Origin of the sequence: Herbinix hemicellulosilytica (assembly GCF_002904165.1) — a bacterium.
GTDB classification, from domain to species: domain Bacteria; phylum Bacillota; class Clostridia; order Lachnospirales; family Lachnospiraceae; genus Mobilitalea; species Mobilitalea hemicellulosilytica.
The window spans coordinates 302,886-322,465 of the sequence record NZ_CVTD020000008.1 but is presented as its reverse complement, the minus strand read 5'-3'; the positions used below and the strand labels follow the sequence as shown (position 1 = coordinate 322,465).

The following is a 19,580-nucleotide window of genomic DNA, read 5'->3' as shown; positions in this document are numbered from 1 at the left end:
ACACCCCAAGCCAAACTTTTTGTCATAATCCCTTTTTTTAATGTCATATGTACAGTACTTAATCGTACTGTAAAGACCATTTTAAATTATTGCCTTTATTTTAAAGGGAAAATATTAAACATAAAAAAAAGGATATACATAGTATTGTATATCCTTCAATTTGATATTCGTTTTTTATGTTTTTACTGTTTGTATTTTTTAGAAGAAGTCGCTAACTCTTTCATTTCTCTTGCATTTTCGATAACTCTGTCGGTTATGACTGCTCCGCCTAAAATTCTTGCCAATTCATCAACAATTTCGTCATCATTCAATTCTCTTATTATTGTTTCGGTTGTCTTTCCATCCGTCTTTTTTTCAATAACAAAATGTGTGTCCGCCATGGCTGCTATTTGTGCCAGATGAGTTATACATATAATCTGATGATGATTTGCTATTTCAGATAATTTTTCGGAAACTTTTTGTGCGGTTCTTCCGCTTATTCCCGTATCAATTTCATCAAATATCAAAGTTTCAATTTCATCCCTATCTGCCAGCACAGATTTTATACCCAACATAATTCTGGAAAGTTCGCCACCGGATGCAATTTTTGATAAAGACCTCATTTCTTCACCGGGATTAGTTGAAATAATAAACTCCGCATCATCATATCCGTTAGCGGAATATGTATTACTTTTTTCAAAAACCATATCAAATTTTACGTCCAAAAAGTTTAAGTCAATTAAAGCCTCTTTAATTTTTGAAGTAAGTTCTTTGGCTTTGCGTTTCCTGATATCCGATAATTTAGAAGAAAGTTCGTTAAGTTTTCTTTCTTCTTCTATCAGAGATTTTTTCAAATTTTCCATATATTCATCGTAATCTTTGTATTTCTGTAATTTCATTTCACATTCTTCGCAGTAATTTTTTATCTGCTCTATAGTTGCTCCATATTTCTGTTTTAAATGATTTATCAGATCAAGCCGTTTCGTTGTTTCTGTCAATTCTTCCTCGAAGTTATCCATATCAGCCATATAAGCTGATAAATCACGGTTAAAATCATTAAGTAGCTCTTCCACATCGGTAAGCTGGGACAACAAGTCTCCCAGTTTCTCGTCATATTCTGCTATTTTGGCAAGCTGACGGACAGCCCTGCCTACTAAATCTCCTGCTTCATTCATATTATATCCGGTTAAACCGTAAACAGCCTTCAATCCTTCCGAAATAGCCTGGGCATTGGCATATTTTTTATATAAAACCGCAAGCTCTTCGTCTTCACCGGGTACTAAAGCGGCACTTTTTATTTCATTTATTTCATATTCAAGAAATGATATTTCCCGAAGCCTTTTTTCGTTATCCATACCCGCATTATCATATTCATGCTTCAGCTTTATATAAGATTTGTAGCAGCTTTCAAGCTCCTGCTTCAAAGTACCTATCTCATCTTTGGCAAACCGGTCAACTATTTCAAGATGATTAGCCTTGTTAAGCAAAGATTGATGTTCATATTGCCCGTGAATATCAATTAAAAGACCGGCTACCGAAGAAATCACATTTCTTGTTACATTTTCACCGTTTATCTTGTAAATATTCTTACCTTGCATTATTTTTCTTGATATAATAATCAGATTATCCTCAATCGGTATATCATGCATCATCATAATCTCATGAACCGCAGGGTCTTTTGATTCAAAAACAAGTTCGATAAGGGCATAATCTGCTCCGGTTCTAAGAATATCTGCCGATACTTTTGCTCCCAAGGCGCAATTAATGGCATCTATTATTATGGATTTACCTGCTCCTGTTTCTCCGGTCATTATATTCAAATGATTCTTGAAATTAATTTCTACATCATTAATAATGGCAAAATTCTTAACATGAAGACTGATAAGCAAATTGCACCCTCCCAAAGCATGAAATCTTTACGGATTAATTAAGCAAAACGTATGTTCAGCTAAATTGTAACATACTATGCGTTTTTAATCAATTGTCATTTGATTTGATAAGGAATTTTCGTTTTTATAGACAATAAATTAGACATTTTTTATATATCAATTACATTTTTTACAAGATTAAACCCGTAGGGTCTGATTTTCTATAATATAAAACAGCTGCCTTAGGATTTATTAGATCCTAAGACAGCTTTTTTAAATTCTTATTAATCACTATTTAATCTTAACAACGGTTACCTTACAGGTAAGCTCTCTTCCGTTTACTCTTGCCACAATAGTGGTTGTTCCTATTGCCCTTGCAATGATATTACCGTTTTGGACTGTGGCTACATCAGGATTGGTCGAATGCCAGTTTACTCTTGAAGTTGCTCCTTCAACATATAATGTATAACGGTCATATTGCTCAAGGGTCAATTTCTTAACATTAAGCCCTACCACATTAACCTGTGTAGTTGCTGTTTTTCCCGAATCTGTCATTGCCGTAATATAGGCTGTTCCTGTTGATTTTGCGGTAACCTTTCCGCTGTTTGATACGGTGGCAACGGAAGAATTATCGGTACTCCAGGTCACATTATCGGTAGAATTGACAGGACTTAATCTATAATTAATAGTTTTTGATTCTCCCTCAACCATTGTTATTGTTTTATCTGAAAGAATTACAGATGTAGCGGGTACCGGTTTTAAAACTACAACCTGGCATATTGCAAATTTTTCACTGTCATCCCGAGCCCTGGCTATTACATTTACTGTGCCTTCTTTTAATGCAGTTACATATCCGTCATCGTCTACATAAACTACATCTCCTGCTCCTTCTACAGTCCAGTAAGGTGTTTTGTATGTGGCATTGCTGGGTTCTACCTTGGCTTTTAACTGTACCGTCTGTCCGATAGTCATAGTAAGATAATTTTTATTCAAGGTAATTCTTGTTACAGGTCTTACTACTTCTACTTCACAGCTTGCGTACCCACCGCTTCCGTCTAAAGCGTAAGCAGTTATAACAGCCTTGCCTAATTTATTACCCGTAACCTTTCCGTTCTTATTAACGGATGCTACGTCCGAATTGCTGGATGTCCATTTGAATTGCTGGTCCGTAATCGGTTTACCGTCAACCATAACCGTTAGAGTAAATGTTTTACCTAAACTAAGCCTATATTCGTCATAATTTAATTTCATATCGGTAAGCCGTTCTCTTACAACAACAAAGCAGCTGGCGGTAAAACCTCCCTCTTTTGTGGTACAGGTAATAATAGCAGTACCGGATGCTACACCTGTTACTATACCGTTTTCGGATACGGTAGCAACATTGGTATTTGAACTCTTCCATTCTACTTGCTGGTTAGATGCCTCACTGGGCGTTAAGGATACCTTAAGTTCAAACGTATCCCTTACGTATATGGTTTTTTCAGTAAAGTTAAGGATTAATCCTTTTACAGGCTCTTTTACGGTTACTTTAACATAAGACATTCCGCCTGCTTTGGTTCTGGCAATTATAAATGTTACACCGGCTCCCTTTGCGGTTACTTTTCCTGTCTCATCAACTACAGCAACCTTGGTATCACTGGACTCCCAGAACAATTCAGCATCGGTCGCATTTACAGGAACTAATGCATATTCAAGTTCATGGACCTGTCCGGTATACATTTCTATCTCAGATTCGGCAAATTTAACGCCTTGTGCAATTTGCTTAACATTTACCGTGCAGTAAGCGGTATGCCCGCCGTCCAGAGTTTTAACCATAATAACAGCGGTTCCAACCTGCCTTGCCGTTACTCTTCCGGCCGCGTCTACCGTAGCAACGCTGGGGTTGGTAGATGTCCAGGTAACCTGATTCTTGCTGGCATTAACAGGAAGCACGGTATACGTTAACCGTTTGGTCTCCCCAACATACATGGTAACTTCTTTATCATCCAATGCCACGCTAGTCACAGGTATTTCAATTGTGATATTACATAAAGCCATTGCATCAGGATTATCTACGGATGTAGCTATTATTGTAACTTCACCCGGTCTTATCAGGGTCACCAGACCGTTATCATTAACCCTGGCGATAGAAGTATTGGACGATGTCCATTTTACTTCTTTGTTCGTTGCATTTTCGGGGTACACAATGGCTCTAAGCTGGATGCTTCTTGCTCCCAAATTAATATTTACAGAGGTATCCGATAATTTAATGCTTGTTACCGGTTGCCTTACAACCACATGACAGTAACCTACCACAATATTTTCTTCATTAATTGCAGAAATAACTGCTGTACCGCCGGATACACCCTGTATGGTCACGGTAAGGTCGCTGGTTTCAACTATTTTTACTACCTTATCGTTTGATGTTCTCCAAACCAGTTTAATGCCGTTGATCTTAGGTGTAAGCGTAGCCTTAAGTGTTTTATATTCCCCTATGGCTATATTAATATTGGCAGGATCTAATTTAATGCTGGTCACTGATTGCCGTACCGTAATTTCACAGGTTGCTGACTTAACAACACCGTTTATGGTCTGTTGTGCTGTAATTATAGCCACACCAGGCTTCAAAGCTGTTACCAAACCGTCTTCAACTTTTGCTACACTGGGGTTGCTGCTGCTCCAGACTATAGGTACGGTACGGTCGGTAACAACGGCATGCAAATACAAAGTCCCCTGAGTATAAAGCACGGCCTCTGTAGCACTCAAGGCAATACTGTCTATAACCGTAACTTTTATGGTTTTTTCCTCTGCATATTCGGAACCAGGATCATATAAATTTGAATCTTCTATATACTTAAGGTGAATTGTTATTTGTCCTTTGCTTTTTGCCGTTATAACGCCTTTTGAATTTACAACAGCTATTTGCTTGTCTGATTCTTTTTCATACCAAACATTAAATATACTAAAATCAGGTATATTGGAATTCTCTGTTAAGTCGTATGTATCGTTAACGTTCATAACAATGTCTTCATTGCCTAAGTCTATAGGTACAATAATTTTCATATATGCATAAGGGACTCTTGTATTGACATTATATTTTTCATTAGCAAATGCATATATTTCATAAGTACCTGCTTTTACATTGGTAAAGTAAACAGTTCCGCTGTTTTCACTTACATAATAATTAAGTTTTTTGCTGTCTGGAGTAAGTTTTTTATTCGAACTGGCATCATATACTTCCCATTTTAAATTTGTGGCAAAAGTCGCTTGTGAAGTTATAAAGAATTCACGAAGCGGAATCTCAACCGGAACAAAATTATTATTGCTTTCACTTGAATACCAGACATCACTGCCGTTGCTGTAGTAAAAAGTAGGCACAACGACAACCGTTAAGGTTTCTTTAAGAACTCTGTCCTTAGACGACATGGTATTGCTGGTTATAGTAATAGTGGCACTACCGCTCCCTTCTGCTTTAACTTTACCTTCTTCATCGACAGTGACAACACTTTCATTGCTGCTTTCCCATGTAACTGCAGCTGCGGTAATGGCTTCACCACTTACGGTTTCTGCTTCTTTCTTATAATCCACATATTTGAGATAAATCTGTTTTGTATCTCCAACATACATTTTCAGAATTCTGTCATTGGTTGTGGTGACTATTTCTGTACCGGTTTGGGCATGATTAATTTCCATATTTACTTTAACCAAAATACTAAGGGTATAATTAAAATTGCCATACCTGACTATGGCAGTAATAGTCGAGTAGCCGGGTCCTTTACGATTAAGCCAAATAAAACCGTTTTCGGTATGAGGAGTTAAAGAAACGACTTTAGGTTCTGAAGTAATCCATTCAACTGTTGCATCGTCAGGAAGTCCGTCTTTTCCTGTTGAAGAGTTTTTCATTTTTATATATATCAACGCCTGTTCTCTCGTCAACTCAATTTCAGATCCGGGTTTTGTATCCTGACTGTCCACACCAAAATAAAATTGATCCGGGCTAACTACTCCCGTAGCATGGACACTGTTTCCCGAAAATATATATATAGCAAACATTATCAATATGCATGTAATAAGATAAGACCCTGTTTTTACTTTATTTCTCATATTTAACCTCCTATGTATAAATAAGGTACGTCCTATGAAATATATCGGCTAAAATAAATAATAAATTAGCTCTGTTTGACTTAATTTTAAATGAATTTTTTGGCACTTATGTGTCATTTTACCTGATAAAATAACATATTTTATCCTCAGCATATAATTCTAAATAAAAAAATCGGGATACATCTGATAAGCCTATATTTTTCTTCTCTACACGGCTTATCAGTATACCCGTTATAATTAATTAAAGTTTGCCAATCCCACAAATCTTTATTCTTTATAATGATGAAACTGTTCGGTACTTTTCTTTTTCAAAACGGTATATAAAACAGCTTGCCCTGAATACCCAGTCAACAGTCATGGCAATCCAAACACCTAAAACTCCCATTTTCATTGGTATAGCAAGCAAATAGCTTAAGCCGATTCTCCAAACCCACATTGATGAAATTGAAATCCACATAGTGTATTTTACGTCGCCGGCTGCTCGCAAGGCGTTTGGTAGTGTAAATGACGGCGGCCAGAAAAAAGTGGATAGAATACAGTGATATAGCATTAGTGATGATGCTATTTTCGAGGTCTCATCGCTGACTTGATATATTCTTAAAATAGACGGTATAAGCAATATGATAACAGCATTAATTACTGCCATACTAAGATGGGTTATTTTCATCAATTTTTTGGTATAAGTTTTAACTCCGTCATAATCTTTTGCTCCTACACACTGACCGACTACGGTAATCAATGCCAATCCAACGGCAGAACCCGGCAAGACACCAAAACCTCCTATATTTGTAGAGATTGAATTTGCCGTAATAGATGCCGTTCCTAATCCTGCCACAATGCCCTGAACTAAAATTTTTCCGATTTGAAAAACGCTGTTTTCCATACCGTTTGGTATACCTATTTTTAGTATCCTTTTAACCATTTTGATATCGAATTTATATTTTAATATATTTCCGATATTAATCGGCCTGCTTTTATTAAGAAGCAATATAAACATAACCACACATGAAAAGATTCTTGAAATCAGCGTCGGAATAGCAGCACCGGCTACACCCATTTTTAATCCAAAAATCAATATGGCGTTTCCGACAATATTAATTAAGTTTGCAATAATCGAAGTCTTCATGGAAACTTTTGAGTTACCCATGGAACGGAAAAGGGCTGCACTGGCATTATATACTCCCAAAAACGGATATGACAGAGCCGTATAAAAAAAGTATATTCTGGCATTCGTCATAACATCAGCTTCGACACCGCCAAAAAGCAAATTCAGTAAAAAATTACGACCGATTAAAACAACAATCATAAAAGCCGAAGACAGAGCCAAAATCGATACAATAAGCTGTTCACCTGCCATTGAAGCTTTGTCTTCCTTCTTTTGTCCCAAATACTGGGAAGAAACAACCGCTCCTCCTGTCGCCACTGCACTAAACAGGCCTATAAGAAGGGTATTTATGCTGTCTACAATGGAAACTCCTGATACCGCTGCCTCTCCGACTCTTGCCACCATAACACCGTCCGCCATTCCAACGGTGACAGCCAAAATCTGCTCAATAATCAAGGGTATTATTAGCTTCAGCAAATCTCTGTTTGAAAACATCTTATCTCTCCCTAGTGTATCTCCTATAGAAATTATCATTAGTAAAACCTATTATTTCCTGTTCGGCTAATTATAAAGAGGGGCTGCCTTTTCTAAATATGGCTGCCCCTGTTATCGGATATATTAAACGAGCATAGTTTCCAATTTTAGAATTAGTTCTTCTTTGATCCTATTGTTACATGCGCCGGTTCGGCATTGTAGTAACTCTTATTAATAAGCTCTCTGCTTACTTCCGTTCCGTTTTCATATACAACCTTGTAAAGCTCGGCATAATATCCTTTCTTGGCTTGCTGAGTTACAACTCTGTATGTTGACGGTTTGGTAGGATCATAAGTTATCTTCTCTTTTGAAGAAGGATTAATTTCTTTTATAATCTTGTTTTCAAATTTAACTTTTCTGTTTTTAGTGTCTCTGGTTTCATGTCCCCAAATTCTGAAGGTGATTTTTTTGTTTTCGCTGAATGCTTCGATTAAAATAGGCATATCGGTGTTATTTTTTATACGAAAATCTTTTCCCGCACTTTCCGATACTGCAGCATCGAAAGCCAAATCCACATAAGATACCGTCATGGAGTGATTGTACCGTTCAACTATTTCAAGTTCTGCCAATAAAGCTGCATTATATAAAGTTGTAGTAACCTGACAGGCTCCTCCGCCGATTGTCTGCTCGACTCTTCCCGCATTATATGAACCTGCCATATAATACCCGTTTTCCAACGAGAAAGGAAGCAGGTAACTGAGACTGGAAAATATATCCCCGGGATAGAGTATTGCGTTGTTAATTAATCTTGCACCGTTTGCAAGATTGGCAGCCCTGTCTTCACTGGAACTGGTAAATTCAGTGGTAAATTCGCCGAGAATAGAATTACATTTTTCAAGTTCTTCTCTTGTAAACTCGGGCTCTACTTCGCTGGTAACCGCATGAACCACAAAATCCATACGATTCCAGTTATCCAGTTTTTCCTTTATAGCTTCGATAGTAGGCTCAACTTCTATTTTAAAGCCTAAAACATGGTCGGTATAAACAAATTCACCGTTCTTTCTGCTGAAAGATGCATTTTTGGGTGCTTTTTCATAACTTCTTGCATCAACTTCTACAATCTTTCTGAGCTTATTTTCATCGTATGTAAACGTCAATGGATAAACTTTTTTGCCATGTTCAATATCTTTACTGTCCTTATATCGTTTGATCAGATTGCCTGACTTACCAAGGCCTAAGGCCTGTTTAATATAATTGTTTGGTTCAAATGAATAGTCCAAATCCTCCATTGTTACAATAATTGTTTTGCCTTCGACAACCAGGGCAAAGCTTTTTTTTCGAAGTTCATCAATATGTCTTTTTAATGCCTCTTTGGCTTCCTGGGCTGTCATTCCGCTAACATCAACCGTATCTATAAAAACTCCGTTACATATCCTATCCTCTGTCCCGTCTGCATAGGCTTTTGTCGGAAAAACAAATATAATCATTATTAAAATCATCAAGGATATAAAGGCTAAAAATATACCTGATTTTTTCATTCAATCACCTCTCAGAAGCTAAAACACTGTTTTAACCTTATCAAATAAACAATGGATCCATATAAAAGAATCAAAATGCTTATACTTTATTTTAACATATGATATCAATTAATCAAGCACAATAAAATTGTATTACACTTCATTTGCTTTTCTAAGTATCCACCATCTTAAAGCCCAAAGGCCGGTGGCAATTATCCTAAGCACAAATATTATCCAAAAAACTGTTTGCAATGCCTTTAAATCCCCACCTAAAGCTTGATATAAGGCAACACCCAACATGGGCATAATACCGTTAGACAAGGTAACCAGCGTCGTATATACGGAAATATTTAATGTTTTATTGCTTTCAGGTATAACCTCAAGCAAACACTGTATAATATTTAAATTTGTAGTAGCCAAAGTTATATTAAAAAGTATGTTTAAGATAAGGAAAATTAGTTTTGCATTTGCCATATTAAGTCCTGTTGTAAATATCATTGCAACAGGACATAAGGCTATGCCTAAGCTTCCAAATATAATGGCAAATCTTACCCCATGCTTTGAATTTATTTTGCTCCAAATTCCCATGGTTAAAAACTGTATAACTGCATTCCCTATATTCACATAACTTAACCATGCCTCATTCATGCCAAGATACTGTGTTTCTCCGATAAAATAAAGAGTCCAGTCACTGTGCCATGTCATATAAAAAAATAAGGCAACACCTGCAAATCCTAAAAACCTGCGATTATGAAGTAGTTCTGAAAATGCTTTTTTTATTTCATAAATACTTATCCTGTTGGTCTTTTTGGCACTTTCTCCGGGTATCTTTCTTAAAACAAAAATCTGGATAAGCAAAAGCAAAGCCCCAATCCATAAAAATATCTGATGCAGTCGGATTTTATCACTGTTTAAATCTGCCCGGGACAAAAGAGCTCCGCTTGTCATGGTTATGGTTACACCCACCAAAAAACCGATAGCCGATCTTACAGCCAAAATACTGTTTCTTCCGTTGGGATGAACCACATCAGAAAAATATGCCTGCCAGGATACATTATAAACAGTCATAGGTGCCGATGACAAAGCCAGCAAAAATAAAAAAACCCCCAGCTTGTACGAACCGAAAGCCGGAACAAACCCTATAAGAGTATATATAAACGCCACGGCACATAAGGCAGAAGTTACCATGTCACGCTTATTTTTCATACTGTCGGTCAGTATTCCACCAGGAATTAACACAACCATTCCCACTAGCTGCGGAAGCATTGTAACAAGTCCGAGTTCATAATCACTGGCCCCCAGTCTTGTAGCAAACAAATTATTGTGACTGCCGACTAGATTGTTAATCATAGTAATAAGAATACCTTCAAAAGTAAACAGCCTTAAAACCCGGTTTTCAGAAGATGTAAGCGAATTAACCGCATGGGGTATCCGTACTTTAATTATGTAGGCCAAAATATTCTTCATATGTATCTAAAAACATCCTTCTTTGTCATATTAATCATAGATGAATGGTAGTATATCATTAGAATATATGTATTTCAATACCCCTTCTTAAGAAAATAGAAATTGGGCTTGGACTTATAATCCGTCAAGTATATAATATCCTTTCACACTTTCTTCTATTGTATCTATAAATAATACGCCGATTCTCACCTAAACAATAAATAAAAATTTTAATATCAAATATAAAAAAGTCGCATTTAAAAACATATAATTTATACTGTGTCTTTAATTTTGCATGTTAATACTTAATGTACTTATAAAAAAGACCCTACAAGTGCTGTTGGCAGTGTAGGATCTTCAAATTTTATATCTATTATATCTCCGGATATTTATAGAGCCAATTTTCACCGTCATATTCTTCTATCTGATTTTTTAATTTTTCAAGATATTTTTTTAACAGGTCATTTTCTTCTGTGGCAAACCAAATATTTGACTGTCCGAACCCGAAAGCCGCACCGGACGTTCTTTTTGGAACGTTCCATTTGTTATACAGGCTTCTTTCCCTCCGCGGAAGTAAGACACAATCATTTGCTCTTGCTATAGCATTATAGTATTGTATATATACGCTGTCATCACCGGGGACATTAGAAGGAAATTCCATCTGCTGATAGTATCTGTAAACAGTTGCATGCTTATACCACCCTACTACTGTAATAAAATTATGCGCAGGGTGTTTTGCGCAGTAAATGACAGTTACATCATCTACATAGTCATGATTATGATATTCTTCACATCCGCTTATTTTTTCTATATGTAACTGATTTTGAGTTTTTGTAGCTTTTGTTGCAACATAACCCAGACAATATCGTTCTGTTTCTCCATATATTTCAACAGCCTCAAAATTATACTTCTCATGGACATCTCCTGTCTGTTTATATATATCACCGCCGCCGACAGGCACATCTACCCCTTCATAAATACCTTTGTAATAATCAAGCCATACAATATTGCAAAATAAAAATCTCATTTCGCTTCCTCCCAGGTTAAATAATTATAAAAAGTATAAAAGCAATCAGATTTAATCTAATTGCTCTTAATATTCAGATTTTAATATTTCAGCCGCAATTTAATATTCAATATCCTTTAAGTCATCCTTGATATTAATACTATTTAACTAGAAAATGATTCCAGTTCATATTTCATTATAAATTAAAATAAAAAAAATTCAACAAAATATTAAATTTTATAACTTTGCTCCAAAATAACAACTTGTTTTAAGTATATTTTATATCAATTTAGAATATTTTCAATAAAAAAAATTGGGGAAAACGTTTAAAAAATTTTTTATTACCAATACTTTCTTTATAATATCCGAAAATTATATTGATTTCGCAATAAAACTTTTTATAATTTTCTGTATTATTTCAAAAACGGGAAATAACTTTAATTTTTGTTGCCTTTTTTCACTGTTTTTGATTAAATAGTAAATGGTGATTAAGGATGAAAATACAACGAAATTTCCCGTCGGTGCGCGTCACAAAGAAAGCTGCACTTTCACTGCAGAGCGGCCACCCATGGGTCTATACTGAAGAAATTACAGAATATAACGGCAGTTTTGAAAACGGAGATCTGGTCGATGTATTCTCTCCAAAAGGTTCTTATTTGGGGACAGGCTTTATAAATACCTTTTCTAAAATCGGAGTCAGAATAATTTCAACAAATGCTAACGACAAATTTGATGAAGCTTTTTTCAAAAGAAGATTGCAGCATGCCTATAGTTATAGAAAAACGGTTATGCAGGAAGATATCAACAACTGCAGACTGATTTTCGGTGAAGCCGACCGTTTTCCCGGTCTGACCGTTGATCGTTTCAACAATCTGATTGTAATTCAGGTGTTGTCATTAGGAATTGAAAAAAGAATAGATATGCTGATTCACCTGCTGGATGAGATTTTAAGAGAAGACGGGCAGGTTATTGACGGTTATTATTTCAGAAATGACGTAAAAATAAGGGAATTGGAAGGACTGCAGCAATTTAAAGGCTGGTATGAAGGCCTGCCACATATCGAATCATGTTTGACTACCATCACAGAAAACGGTATTACTTATAATGTAGATATTGAAAACGGACAAAAAACAGGTTTTTTCCTGGACCAGAAATATAACCGCAAAGCCATACAGGATATAGCAAAAGGAAAAACCGTACTGGACTGTTTTACCCATACCGGGTCCTTTGCCTTAAATGCCGCCAAAGGCGGTGCAAAGAAAGTAACTGCGGTTGATATCTCCCAAACTGCTATTGACATGGCTGCTTTAAACGCCAAAAACAATAATATTGAAAATATAGAATTTGTGACTGCGGATGTCTTTGATTATCTCAAAGAGTTACTGGAAAAACCAAGGGTTTATGATTTTATTATCCTGGACCCGCCGGCTTTTACCAAATCAAGAGATACCATCAAAAATGCCGCCAAGGGGTATCTTGAAATCAATAAAACGGCCATGAGACTGCTGCCACGAGGAGGATATCTGGCAACCTGTTCCTGTTCCCATTTTATGAACGAGGAATTATTTAAGCATACCTTAAATAAAGCTGCCAAAGAAGCCGGTGTCGGCTTACTTCAAATCGAGGCACGGCAGCAAAGCAAGGACCATCCAATTTTATGGAATGTCCCTGAGACCAATTATTTAAAATTTTATATTTTCCAAATCGTTTAGTATTAAAATTATATGGGGCTTTTAAAAGCCCCATTTTATATTTTTTTATTTGTCATTGCTGCCTGTGGCTAATCCGTTAATGATAATTTTAATATAATTTCATCTCCATCTCTCTCATTGCTGTCTTTAAATCCTAGTGAATAATATAATTTTTCGGCAACTTCATTACCGGGTACATACCCCAAATAGACCGTATCAAATTTTCCGGTATCACGAATCATATTTATAGCTTGAGTAAGAGCCGCACGGCCATATCCTTTTCCTTGATAATCCGCACCTATCATAAACCTCCAAATACCAACCGTCCGTTCTTCTTCATCCCAATCAAACATCAGAAAACCGACAACAGTATCATCATCCATTATGGCATAGGGCTTAGCTTTATCATAATACAGCCAGGCTTGTGCAAGGGATATTAAATTAGATGACACAAATTCTTCCTGCTCTGTTCTAACTTTCAGCTTTAAAACAGGAAAAAAAGTATTTTCAGAGACAATTTCTAAACGTACCATTTATACTTTACCTTCTTTCTTTAAAATGTTTCATCGTCATTTTAATTCGACTGTTTAGTTATATAATTTTGCAATTGTGCCATAATCAAAGTCTTTCAATTTCCTTCTCGCATTGTTTAGACATTTATATTTATATAATTTTATTTATGTAAAATTTGTCGATATATCAGGCTGTGTTAATCCAATTTATTCAAAGCCTTGATATTTTTGTTCATAAAAACAATACCTCCCGGTGACAGTTAATATTTAGCACCGAGAGGTACTTTTAATCTTTTATATTTTATCGGTATTAGACTTATTACAAATAGATATTAAATATAATCATAAGTTAAAATCATTTATTGTATCTTAAATCTTTTTACCTGTGAAAGGAGTTCTTTAGCCATATTTTCTAATTGTCCGGATGATTGAGCAATTGTTTCCATTGAGGCCAACTGTTCTTCTGAAGAAGCTGAAATTTCCTCCATACTTGCAGCAGCTTCTTCAACCACAGCTGAAATATTCGTCGCCTGATCTGCCACTTCCTGAGTCTTGTTATTGATTTCTTCAAACGCATCGTTTACATCACGTACAATTTGAGCCAGTTCGGTAATTGAAGAAAATATCTTGTCAAAGCTATCATTTGTATCTGCTGCCGACATTTCCATAACCTGAACACTTTCTTTAACCTTGTTCATATTATGGACTGTTTCTTCAATTTTGCTGTTTATATTATTTACTATATTCTCTATCTTCTTAGTAGAATTACTGGATTGCTCCGCAAGCTTTCTTATTTCTTCCGCAACAACCGCAAATCCGCGCCCTGCTTCCCCAGCACGGGCTGCTTCAATAGATGCATTTAAGGAGAGTAGGTTGGTCTGACCTGTAATCTGGTCAATCACACCCACAATATTGCGAATTTCATCTGCCATAGCCGCAAGTTCCTGTATCGATTCTCCGACAGAACTGGTATATTTATTGTTTTCTTCTATCTTTTGACTTTGACGCTCCAATGCCTTCTGTCCTGCCACAGCCAAATCTATGGATTCTGAAGCCTTGTCTGCCGCAACTGACGTCTTAACCGTAGCTTTTGAAACTATATCATTAACGGCCTTAATTGCATCTGTCGTCCCCTGAACCATCAAAGCCTGGTCGCTGTTGCCCTGAGCCATTTCGTTTATGGTTGTAACGACTTGAGTCAAGGTTTGGGTGGATTCATCGGTAGCCCTGAATAATTGCTGTGACTGGGCTGCTAACGATGTGGAAACATTTTGGATATTTCCTACAAGATTTCTTAAATTCTGAGTCATAGTTTTAAAACCATGATATAATTGTCCTATTTCATCTTTTGATTTAATTTTTATATCATAATCTTTTAAGTCTCCGTCAGCGATTGATTTAACTACAGCTGATAATTCAACCAATGGCTTGGATAAAGTTTTCGAAATGAACCTGCTTAAAATAGTAACAACTATGACCGCAACAACAAACATAACAATAAATAAATTAAGAAGCCTGTAAGCTGTCTGCATCGCAGTCTTAACCGGTGTTTCAACAACAATTAGCCACCCGGTTGTTTCATTTAAGTTATAGCTTACAATTACTTTTTCTCCGGTAATATTTTTTGTATTCGAAGTTGCTGTCTGTCCTTCAAGCCCTGCCTTAACAAAATCCAAACCGCTGAAATCTTCCTGATTTTGAACATATTCGGTTACAGGATGGGCAAGGACTTTACCCTCTTTCGAAAGAACGTAAACACTTGAACCGTCCTGTGATAGCTCCGTAATAAGATCATTAATTACAGAAAGATAAATATTTGCCTGAAGGACTCCTACTATTTTATCACCCAAGTCGCGGACAGGGGTTGATATAACAATCATCGATTGTCCCGTAGTTCTTGCCTGTATTACATCCGATATATATTTCTCTGTTCCATTTATAGCCTGCTGAAAGAAATCCCTGTCACTTACATTCGTCAGTTCATCATCATTGCTTTTTACAACCTGATCTCCTTTGATATTGTCAAGAGCAATTACAATATTGGGATTTATTGCAATAACTTCTCTAAGAATCTTTTTCACATTTGTAACATCAAAATTCCGGACTGACGGCTGATTTGAAATAGTATAAAGTATATTGAAGCTCTCCTCCAGCATCCAGTTAATTTCAGCTTCTGCTATTTTCAATTTGTACTCATTTTTCTCGTATGTATCTTTTTGTGATTTTGAAACAAAAGAAGAAAGTGATACTGTAGACAGTATCAGTAACGGAATAAGACTAATAGCCAAGAAAAATGATAAAAGCTTCGTCCTGAGCTTCAATTATATCCCTCCTTTAATAAATTTAGCCCAACTGTCTGCAAGATGTCACAATACATAAAAAAGATATTTATGTAACTGTAACCCCAACAGTAATTGCATAGTTAATAAAATAAAAAAAGTCGCTTATGCGACATAGTTATAGCGGAATTGGGCAGCCTGGCAGCCATCAGCATAATCTGGAAGGCCCATAGCTTTGCGTCCCTAGCTTTCGCTAAGTTTGCCTTTGTCGCAATGTCCCATAAATTCACATTTTGTGTACTATATTGTTCTATATTCTATGACTTATTTTAAAAAAAATCAAGATAAATATTAAAATGTATTTAATTTTATAAATAAGATCTAAAAATCCTCCAATTATCACTCTTATGTTGTGACTTTTGGAGGATATAAATATCTGTTATAATACCTGACAATATTCGCAATAATAAATGGTTCCACCCATAAAACTTTCCTTGTGCAATTCATGTCCACATTTCACACAGGGAGTCATTAAAGTCTTCTTGCTCAGATAGGTTTTATAACCACCCGGATTGCCGAATAAATCTTTCTCTGTATCCCTTCCACCAAGGTCAGCCATTTTTCTCAGGGTATCTTTAATAGATTCAAATAGCCTGTCGTATTCCTCATCAGAAATATCAAACATTTTTCTCTTGGGATGTATTCCTGACAGATATAGAATGTCCTGCAATACTCCGTTTCCCAATCCGGGTATACGCTGCTGGGTTGCCAGAAAAGCTTTGGCTGATAACTTCTTTGTATCTTCGGTCCTTAATGACCGGAAATATTCCTTATCAAATTTTTCAGAAAGCGGTGATGGTTTTTCTTTGGCTCCAAGATAATACAAGTTTTTAAACTCACCATCCCGGAATGCCCACATACCGCCATACATCTGAACCGTACAAACTATAGCAGTAGAATCATCAAATTCAACGTATAATTGATGTTTTTTAGGTACCTTTTTTAAATCATCATAGTAGCGGACTGCAGCACCGTCGCCAAAAACCAAACGGCAGTCCTCTATTTCTATTTCTATCAATCCAGAGACCGGAGATGATAAGCCTACGGTTTTTCCTGACAGTAAATCATTATAATCTTCCGGATTTCCAAAATACCATGCAAAAGCATGGGGCGATTGGTTTGCTTTAACATAACTGATTGTCTTCCCCTTAACTGTCTGATTTAATTGTTTGGCAATTGTATAACTCTCCGGTATCTCTATCACTATATCCACCTCATTTATATATTTTATTTCATGATAAAACAAATGTTCGAATGTGTCAATTAAAATATCAACAATATTTTATTATTTAGCTGAAACATCTCACCTTTGATACTAGCTATTCCTTTTTATTTTTATCTTGTTGTTTTTTTAAAGTTTCTTTTTTATGATAAAATCCTGCATTTATCAATTTAAAATAAATGCAGGATCTTACAATTTGAAACTTCATTTTTAATTATTTTAATTTGAATTTCTTTACATAATCAAGGAGTTCTTTAGCCATATTTTCCAACTGGCCCGTAGACTGAGAAATCGTTTCCATAGATGCCAGCTGTTCTTCCGATGAAGCTGCAATTTCTTCCATGCTGTCTGATGCCTGTTCAACTACAGCGGAAATATTTGCCGCCTGATCTGTTACCTCTTGTGTCTGGTTACTGATTTCCTCAAATGCTTCGTTAACATCACGTACAATTTGGGCAAGTTCGGTAATAGAAGCAAAAATCTTGTCAAAACTCTCATTAGTGTCGGCTGCTGATGTCTCCATTACCTGAACACTGTCCTTAACTTTGTTCATATTCTTAACGGTTTCTTCAATTTTACTGTTTATATTATTGACTATTTCCTCTATCTTTTTTGTAGAATTGCTCGATTGTTCTGCCAGCTTTCGTATTTCATCCGCAACAACAGCAAAACCGCGTCCTGCCTCTCCTGCGCGGGCAGCTTCAATTGATGCATTTAAGGAAAGAAGGTTTGTTTGACCTGAAATTTATTACTCCTATAATATTATGTATCTCATCTGCCATTGCAGCCAGTTCCTGTATAGAATCTCCGACAGAATTCGTATACTTGTTGTTTTCTTCAATTTTTTGACTTTGACGCTCCAGAGCTTTTTGACCTGCCATAGCTAAATTTATTGATTCTTTAGCCTTATCCGCCGCAATAACAGTCTTTTCAGTAGCATTTGAAACAATATTATTAACTTCCTTAATAGCATCTGTTGTCCCTTGTAGCATCATAGCCTGGTCGCTGTTACCCTGAGCCATTTCATTTATAGTTGTAACTACTTGTGTCAGGGTTTGAGTACTTTCATCAGTTGCCCTGAATAATTGCTGTGATTGGGCTGCCAAAGATGTAGAAACCGTCTGTATACTGCCTACCAGGTCCCTTAAATTTTTGGTCATAGTCTTAAAGCTATTATATAATTGACCGATTTCATCATCCCTATTTATGCTGATATCAAAATCTTTCAGTTCTCCGTCAGATATGGTTTTGATAACAGATGATAAATTGACAAGGGGTTTTGTAAAACTATTTGAAAAAATACCTCCAAGAAAAATAACTACTATTATTGCAATTATAAACATAATTACAGATAAGCCAATTAAACTATAGGCAGATTTCATTGCGGTTGAAACAGGAGTTTCCACAACTATTAACCAGCCTGTTAAATCATCCAAACAGGAACTGACAATAACTTTTTCACCGCTGATATTTTCTGTGCGCATACTTGAATTTTGACCGTCATGTTCTTTTTGGACAAATTCCAGAACACTGAAATCCTCCTGGTTCTGCACATAATCGATGTTAGGATTAGCTAGTACAGTCTTTTGTCTGGATAAAACATAGACACTTGAACCTTCATTTGATATTTCAGTAACAAAATCACTTACTTTAGAAAGCTGTATATTAGCCTGAAGAACGCCATTGACTTTGATTATCTAACTTTTTATGGTTATCTAATTGATATTGATAATTAAATTGATCTTGGTAAATAGTTTGAATTTGAATATTATTTTGATTATGATTTTTATTTTGATTATCAAATTGAATTGATATAATCGACAAGCCTATACTAAGTATTGCCAAAGCTAAGGTTATAGTTTTATCGATATTATATGTGTCCAAATAATCTTTATATCTTTTTAAAATATTCTCCATTATATCTAATACTTTTAAATCTTTTTTTTCTAAATCTTTTTCTCCTAAATCTTTTTTTACTAAATCATTTTCTACTAAACCTTTTAAAAATTTTTTATATATTGCCTTAATTTCTTCAACACTTTTCGCACGTTTTAAATTATAATTACATTTAACATATTTTTTTATATTCTTTTTATCTTTTTTTCTTAACCTATTATTATTAAATTCTAATTTTAGACACATTAAATCTTTTTCTAACTTAAGCTTCTTATACTTTTTTAGAATGAATTTATTAACTGATATAATATTAGAGAGTAGTACCATATTTTCCCCCTATATATTTTTTTGACATTATATATCATGATTTTATTTTTTTCAATCTTTTATCAAGTTAAAATTCATTAACCTGAAAAAAGTTAAGCATTATAGAAAATATATG

Annotated in this window: 13 protein-coding genes and 1 riboswitch; of the genes, 1 reads left to right on the top strand and 12 read right to left on the bottom strand. The window is 35.5% G+C overall.

What is annotated here, in order from left to right; translation table 11 throughout:
- Positions 1-182: 182 nt before the first annotated feature.
- From recN to HHT355_RS02450, 6 genes are all read right to left on the bottom strand, one after another.
- Complete coding sequence (gene recN / locus HHT355_RS02475) at positions 183-1,868, bottom strand: DNA repair protein RecN (RefSeq protein WP_103201867.1); 1,686 nt, start codon at positions 1,866-1,868, stop codon at positions 183-185.
- Positions 1,869-2,138: 270 nt separating this feature from the next.
- On the bottom strand, positions 2,139-5,930 hold the full coding sequence (locus HHT355_RS02470; RefSeq protein ID WP_103201866.1) for an Ig-like domain-containing protein: 3,792 nt from the start codon (positions 5,928-5,930) through the stop codon (positions 2,139-2,141).
- Positions 5,931-6,204: 274 nt separating this feature from the next.
- Entirely contained in the window at positions 6,205-7,530 is a 1,326-nt protein-coding gene (locus HHT355_RS02465) for an MATE family efflux transporter (RefSeq protein ID WP_103201865.1), read from the bottom strand.
- A gap of 152 nt (positions 7,531-7,682) precedes the next feature.
- On the bottom strand, positions 7,683-9,047 hold the full coding sequence (locus HHT355_RS02460; RefSeq protein WP_103201864.1) for a VanW family protein: 1,365 nt from the start codon (positions 9,045-9,047) through the stop codon (positions 7,683-7,685).
- Positions 9,048-9,179: 132 nt separating this feature from the next.
- Complete coding sequence (locus HHT355_RS02455; protein ID WP_103201863.1) at positions 9,180-10,493, bottom strand: MFS transporter; 1,314 nt, start codon at positions 10,491-10,493, stop codon at positions 9,180-9,182.
- A 352-nt stretch (positions 10,494-10,845) separates the two neighbouring features.
- Positions 10,846-11,499, bottom strand: coding sequence for a hypothetical protein (locus tag HHT355_RS02450; RefSeq protein ID WP_103201862.1), 654 nt, complete (start codon positions 11,497-11,499; stop codon positions 10,846-10,848).
- 473 nt (positions 11,500-11,972) lie between these two features.
- On the opposite strand from HHT355_RS02450, the gene HHT355_RS02445 reads away from it, so the two are divergent.
- Entirely contained in the window at positions 11,973-13,190 is a 1,218-nt protein-coding gene (locus HHT355_RS02445; RefSeq protein WP_103201861.1) for a class I SAM-dependent rRNA methyltransferase, read from the top strand.
- A gap of 68 nt (positions 13,191-13,258) precedes the next feature.
- Here HHT355_RS02445 and HHT355_RS02440 read toward each other — a convergent pair whose 3' ends face one another.
- The 6 genes from HHT355_RS02440 to HHT355_RS02420 all read right to left on the bottom strand — a co-directional run bounded on the left by HHT355_RS02440 (position 13,259) and on the right by HHT355_RS02420 (position 19,465).
- Complete coding sequence (locus HHT355_RS02440) at positions 13,259-13,702, bottom strand: GNAT family N-acetyltransferase (protein ID WP_103201860.1); 444 nt, start codon at positions 13,700-13,702, stop codon at positions 13,259-13,261.
- A 338-nt stretch (positions 13,703-14,040) separates the two neighbouring features.
- Positions 14,041-16,002: a methyl-accepting chemotaxis protein gene (locus tag HHT355_RS02435; protein WP_103201859.1), complete on the bottom strand. Its 1,962-nt coding sequence runs from the start codon at positions 16,000-16,002 to the stop codon at positions 14,041-14,043.
- Between the two features lie 147 nt (positions 16,003-16,149).
- A riboswitch (cyclic di-GMP riboswitch) is annotated at positions 16,150-16,234 on the bottom strand.
- 165 nt (positions 16,235-16,399) lie between these two features.
- On the bottom strand, positions 16,400-17,224 hold the full coding sequence (locus tag HHT355_RS02430; protein ID WP_103201858.1) for an endonuclease VIII: 825 nt from the start codon (positions 17,222-17,224) through the stop codon (positions 16,400-16,402).
- 232 nt (positions 17,225-17,456) lie between these two features.
- Positions 17,457-17,948, bottom strand: a complete 492-nt coding sequence (locus HHT355_RS13705) for a methyl-accepting chemotaxis protein (RefSeq protein ID WP_242967512.1) — start codon at positions 17,946-17,948, stop codon at positions 17,457-17,459.
- On the bottom strand, positions 17,944-18,795 hold the full coding sequence (locus HHT355_RS13700; RefSeq protein WP_199179141.1) for a methyl-accepting chemotaxis protein: 852 nt from the start codon (positions 18,793-18,795) through the stop codon (positions 17,944-17,946). Before HHT355_RS13700 ends, HHT355_RS13705 begins: the two co-directional genes overlap by 5 nt.
- Positions 18,796-18,907: 112 nt before the next feature.
- Entirely contained in the window at positions 18,908-19,465 is a 558-nt protein-coding gene (locus tag HHT355_RS02420; RefSeq protein ID WP_103201857.1) for a hypothetical protein, read from the bottom strand.
- Between the last annotated feature and the right edge of the window lie 115 nt (positions 19,466-19,580).

What these genes read in the sequence shown, in the direction of transcription:
- HHT355_RS02460 (WP_103201864.1), bottom strand. Translation starts at nt 9,047, where the DNA reads ATGAAAAAATCAGGTATATTTTTAGCCTTTATATCCTTGATGATTTTA.
- HHT355_RS02470 (WP_103201866.1), bottom strand. Translation starts at nt 5,930, where the DNA reads ATGAGAAATAAAGTAAAAACAGGGTCTTATCTTATTACATGCATATTG.
- HHT355_RS02450 (WP_103201862.1), bottom strand. Translation starts at nt 11,499, where the DNA reads ATGAGATTTTTATTTTGCAATATTGTATGGCTTGATTATTACAAAGGT.
- HHT355_RS02445 (WP_103201861.1), top strand. Translation starts at nt 11,973, where the DNA reads ATGAAAATACAACGAAATTTCCCGTCGGTGCGCGTCACAAAGAAAGCT.
- HHT355_RS02420 (WP_103201857.1), bottom strand. Translation starts at nt 19,465, where the DNA reads ATGGTACTACTCTCTAATATTATATCAGTTAATAAATTCATTCTAAAA.
- HHT355_RS02465 (WP_103201865.1), bottom strand. Translation starts at nt 7,530, where the DNA reads ATGTTTTCAAACAGAGATTTGCTGAAGCTAATAATACCCTTGATTATT.
- HHT355_RS02440 (WP_103201860.1), bottom strand. Translation starts at nt 13,702, where the DNA reads ATGGTACGTTTAGAAATTGTCTCTGAAAATACTTTTTTTCCTGTTTTA.
- HHT355_RS02455 (WP_103201863.1), bottom strand. Translation starts at nt 10,493, where the DNA reads ATGAAGAATATTTTGGCCTACATAATTAAAGTACGGATACCCCATGCG.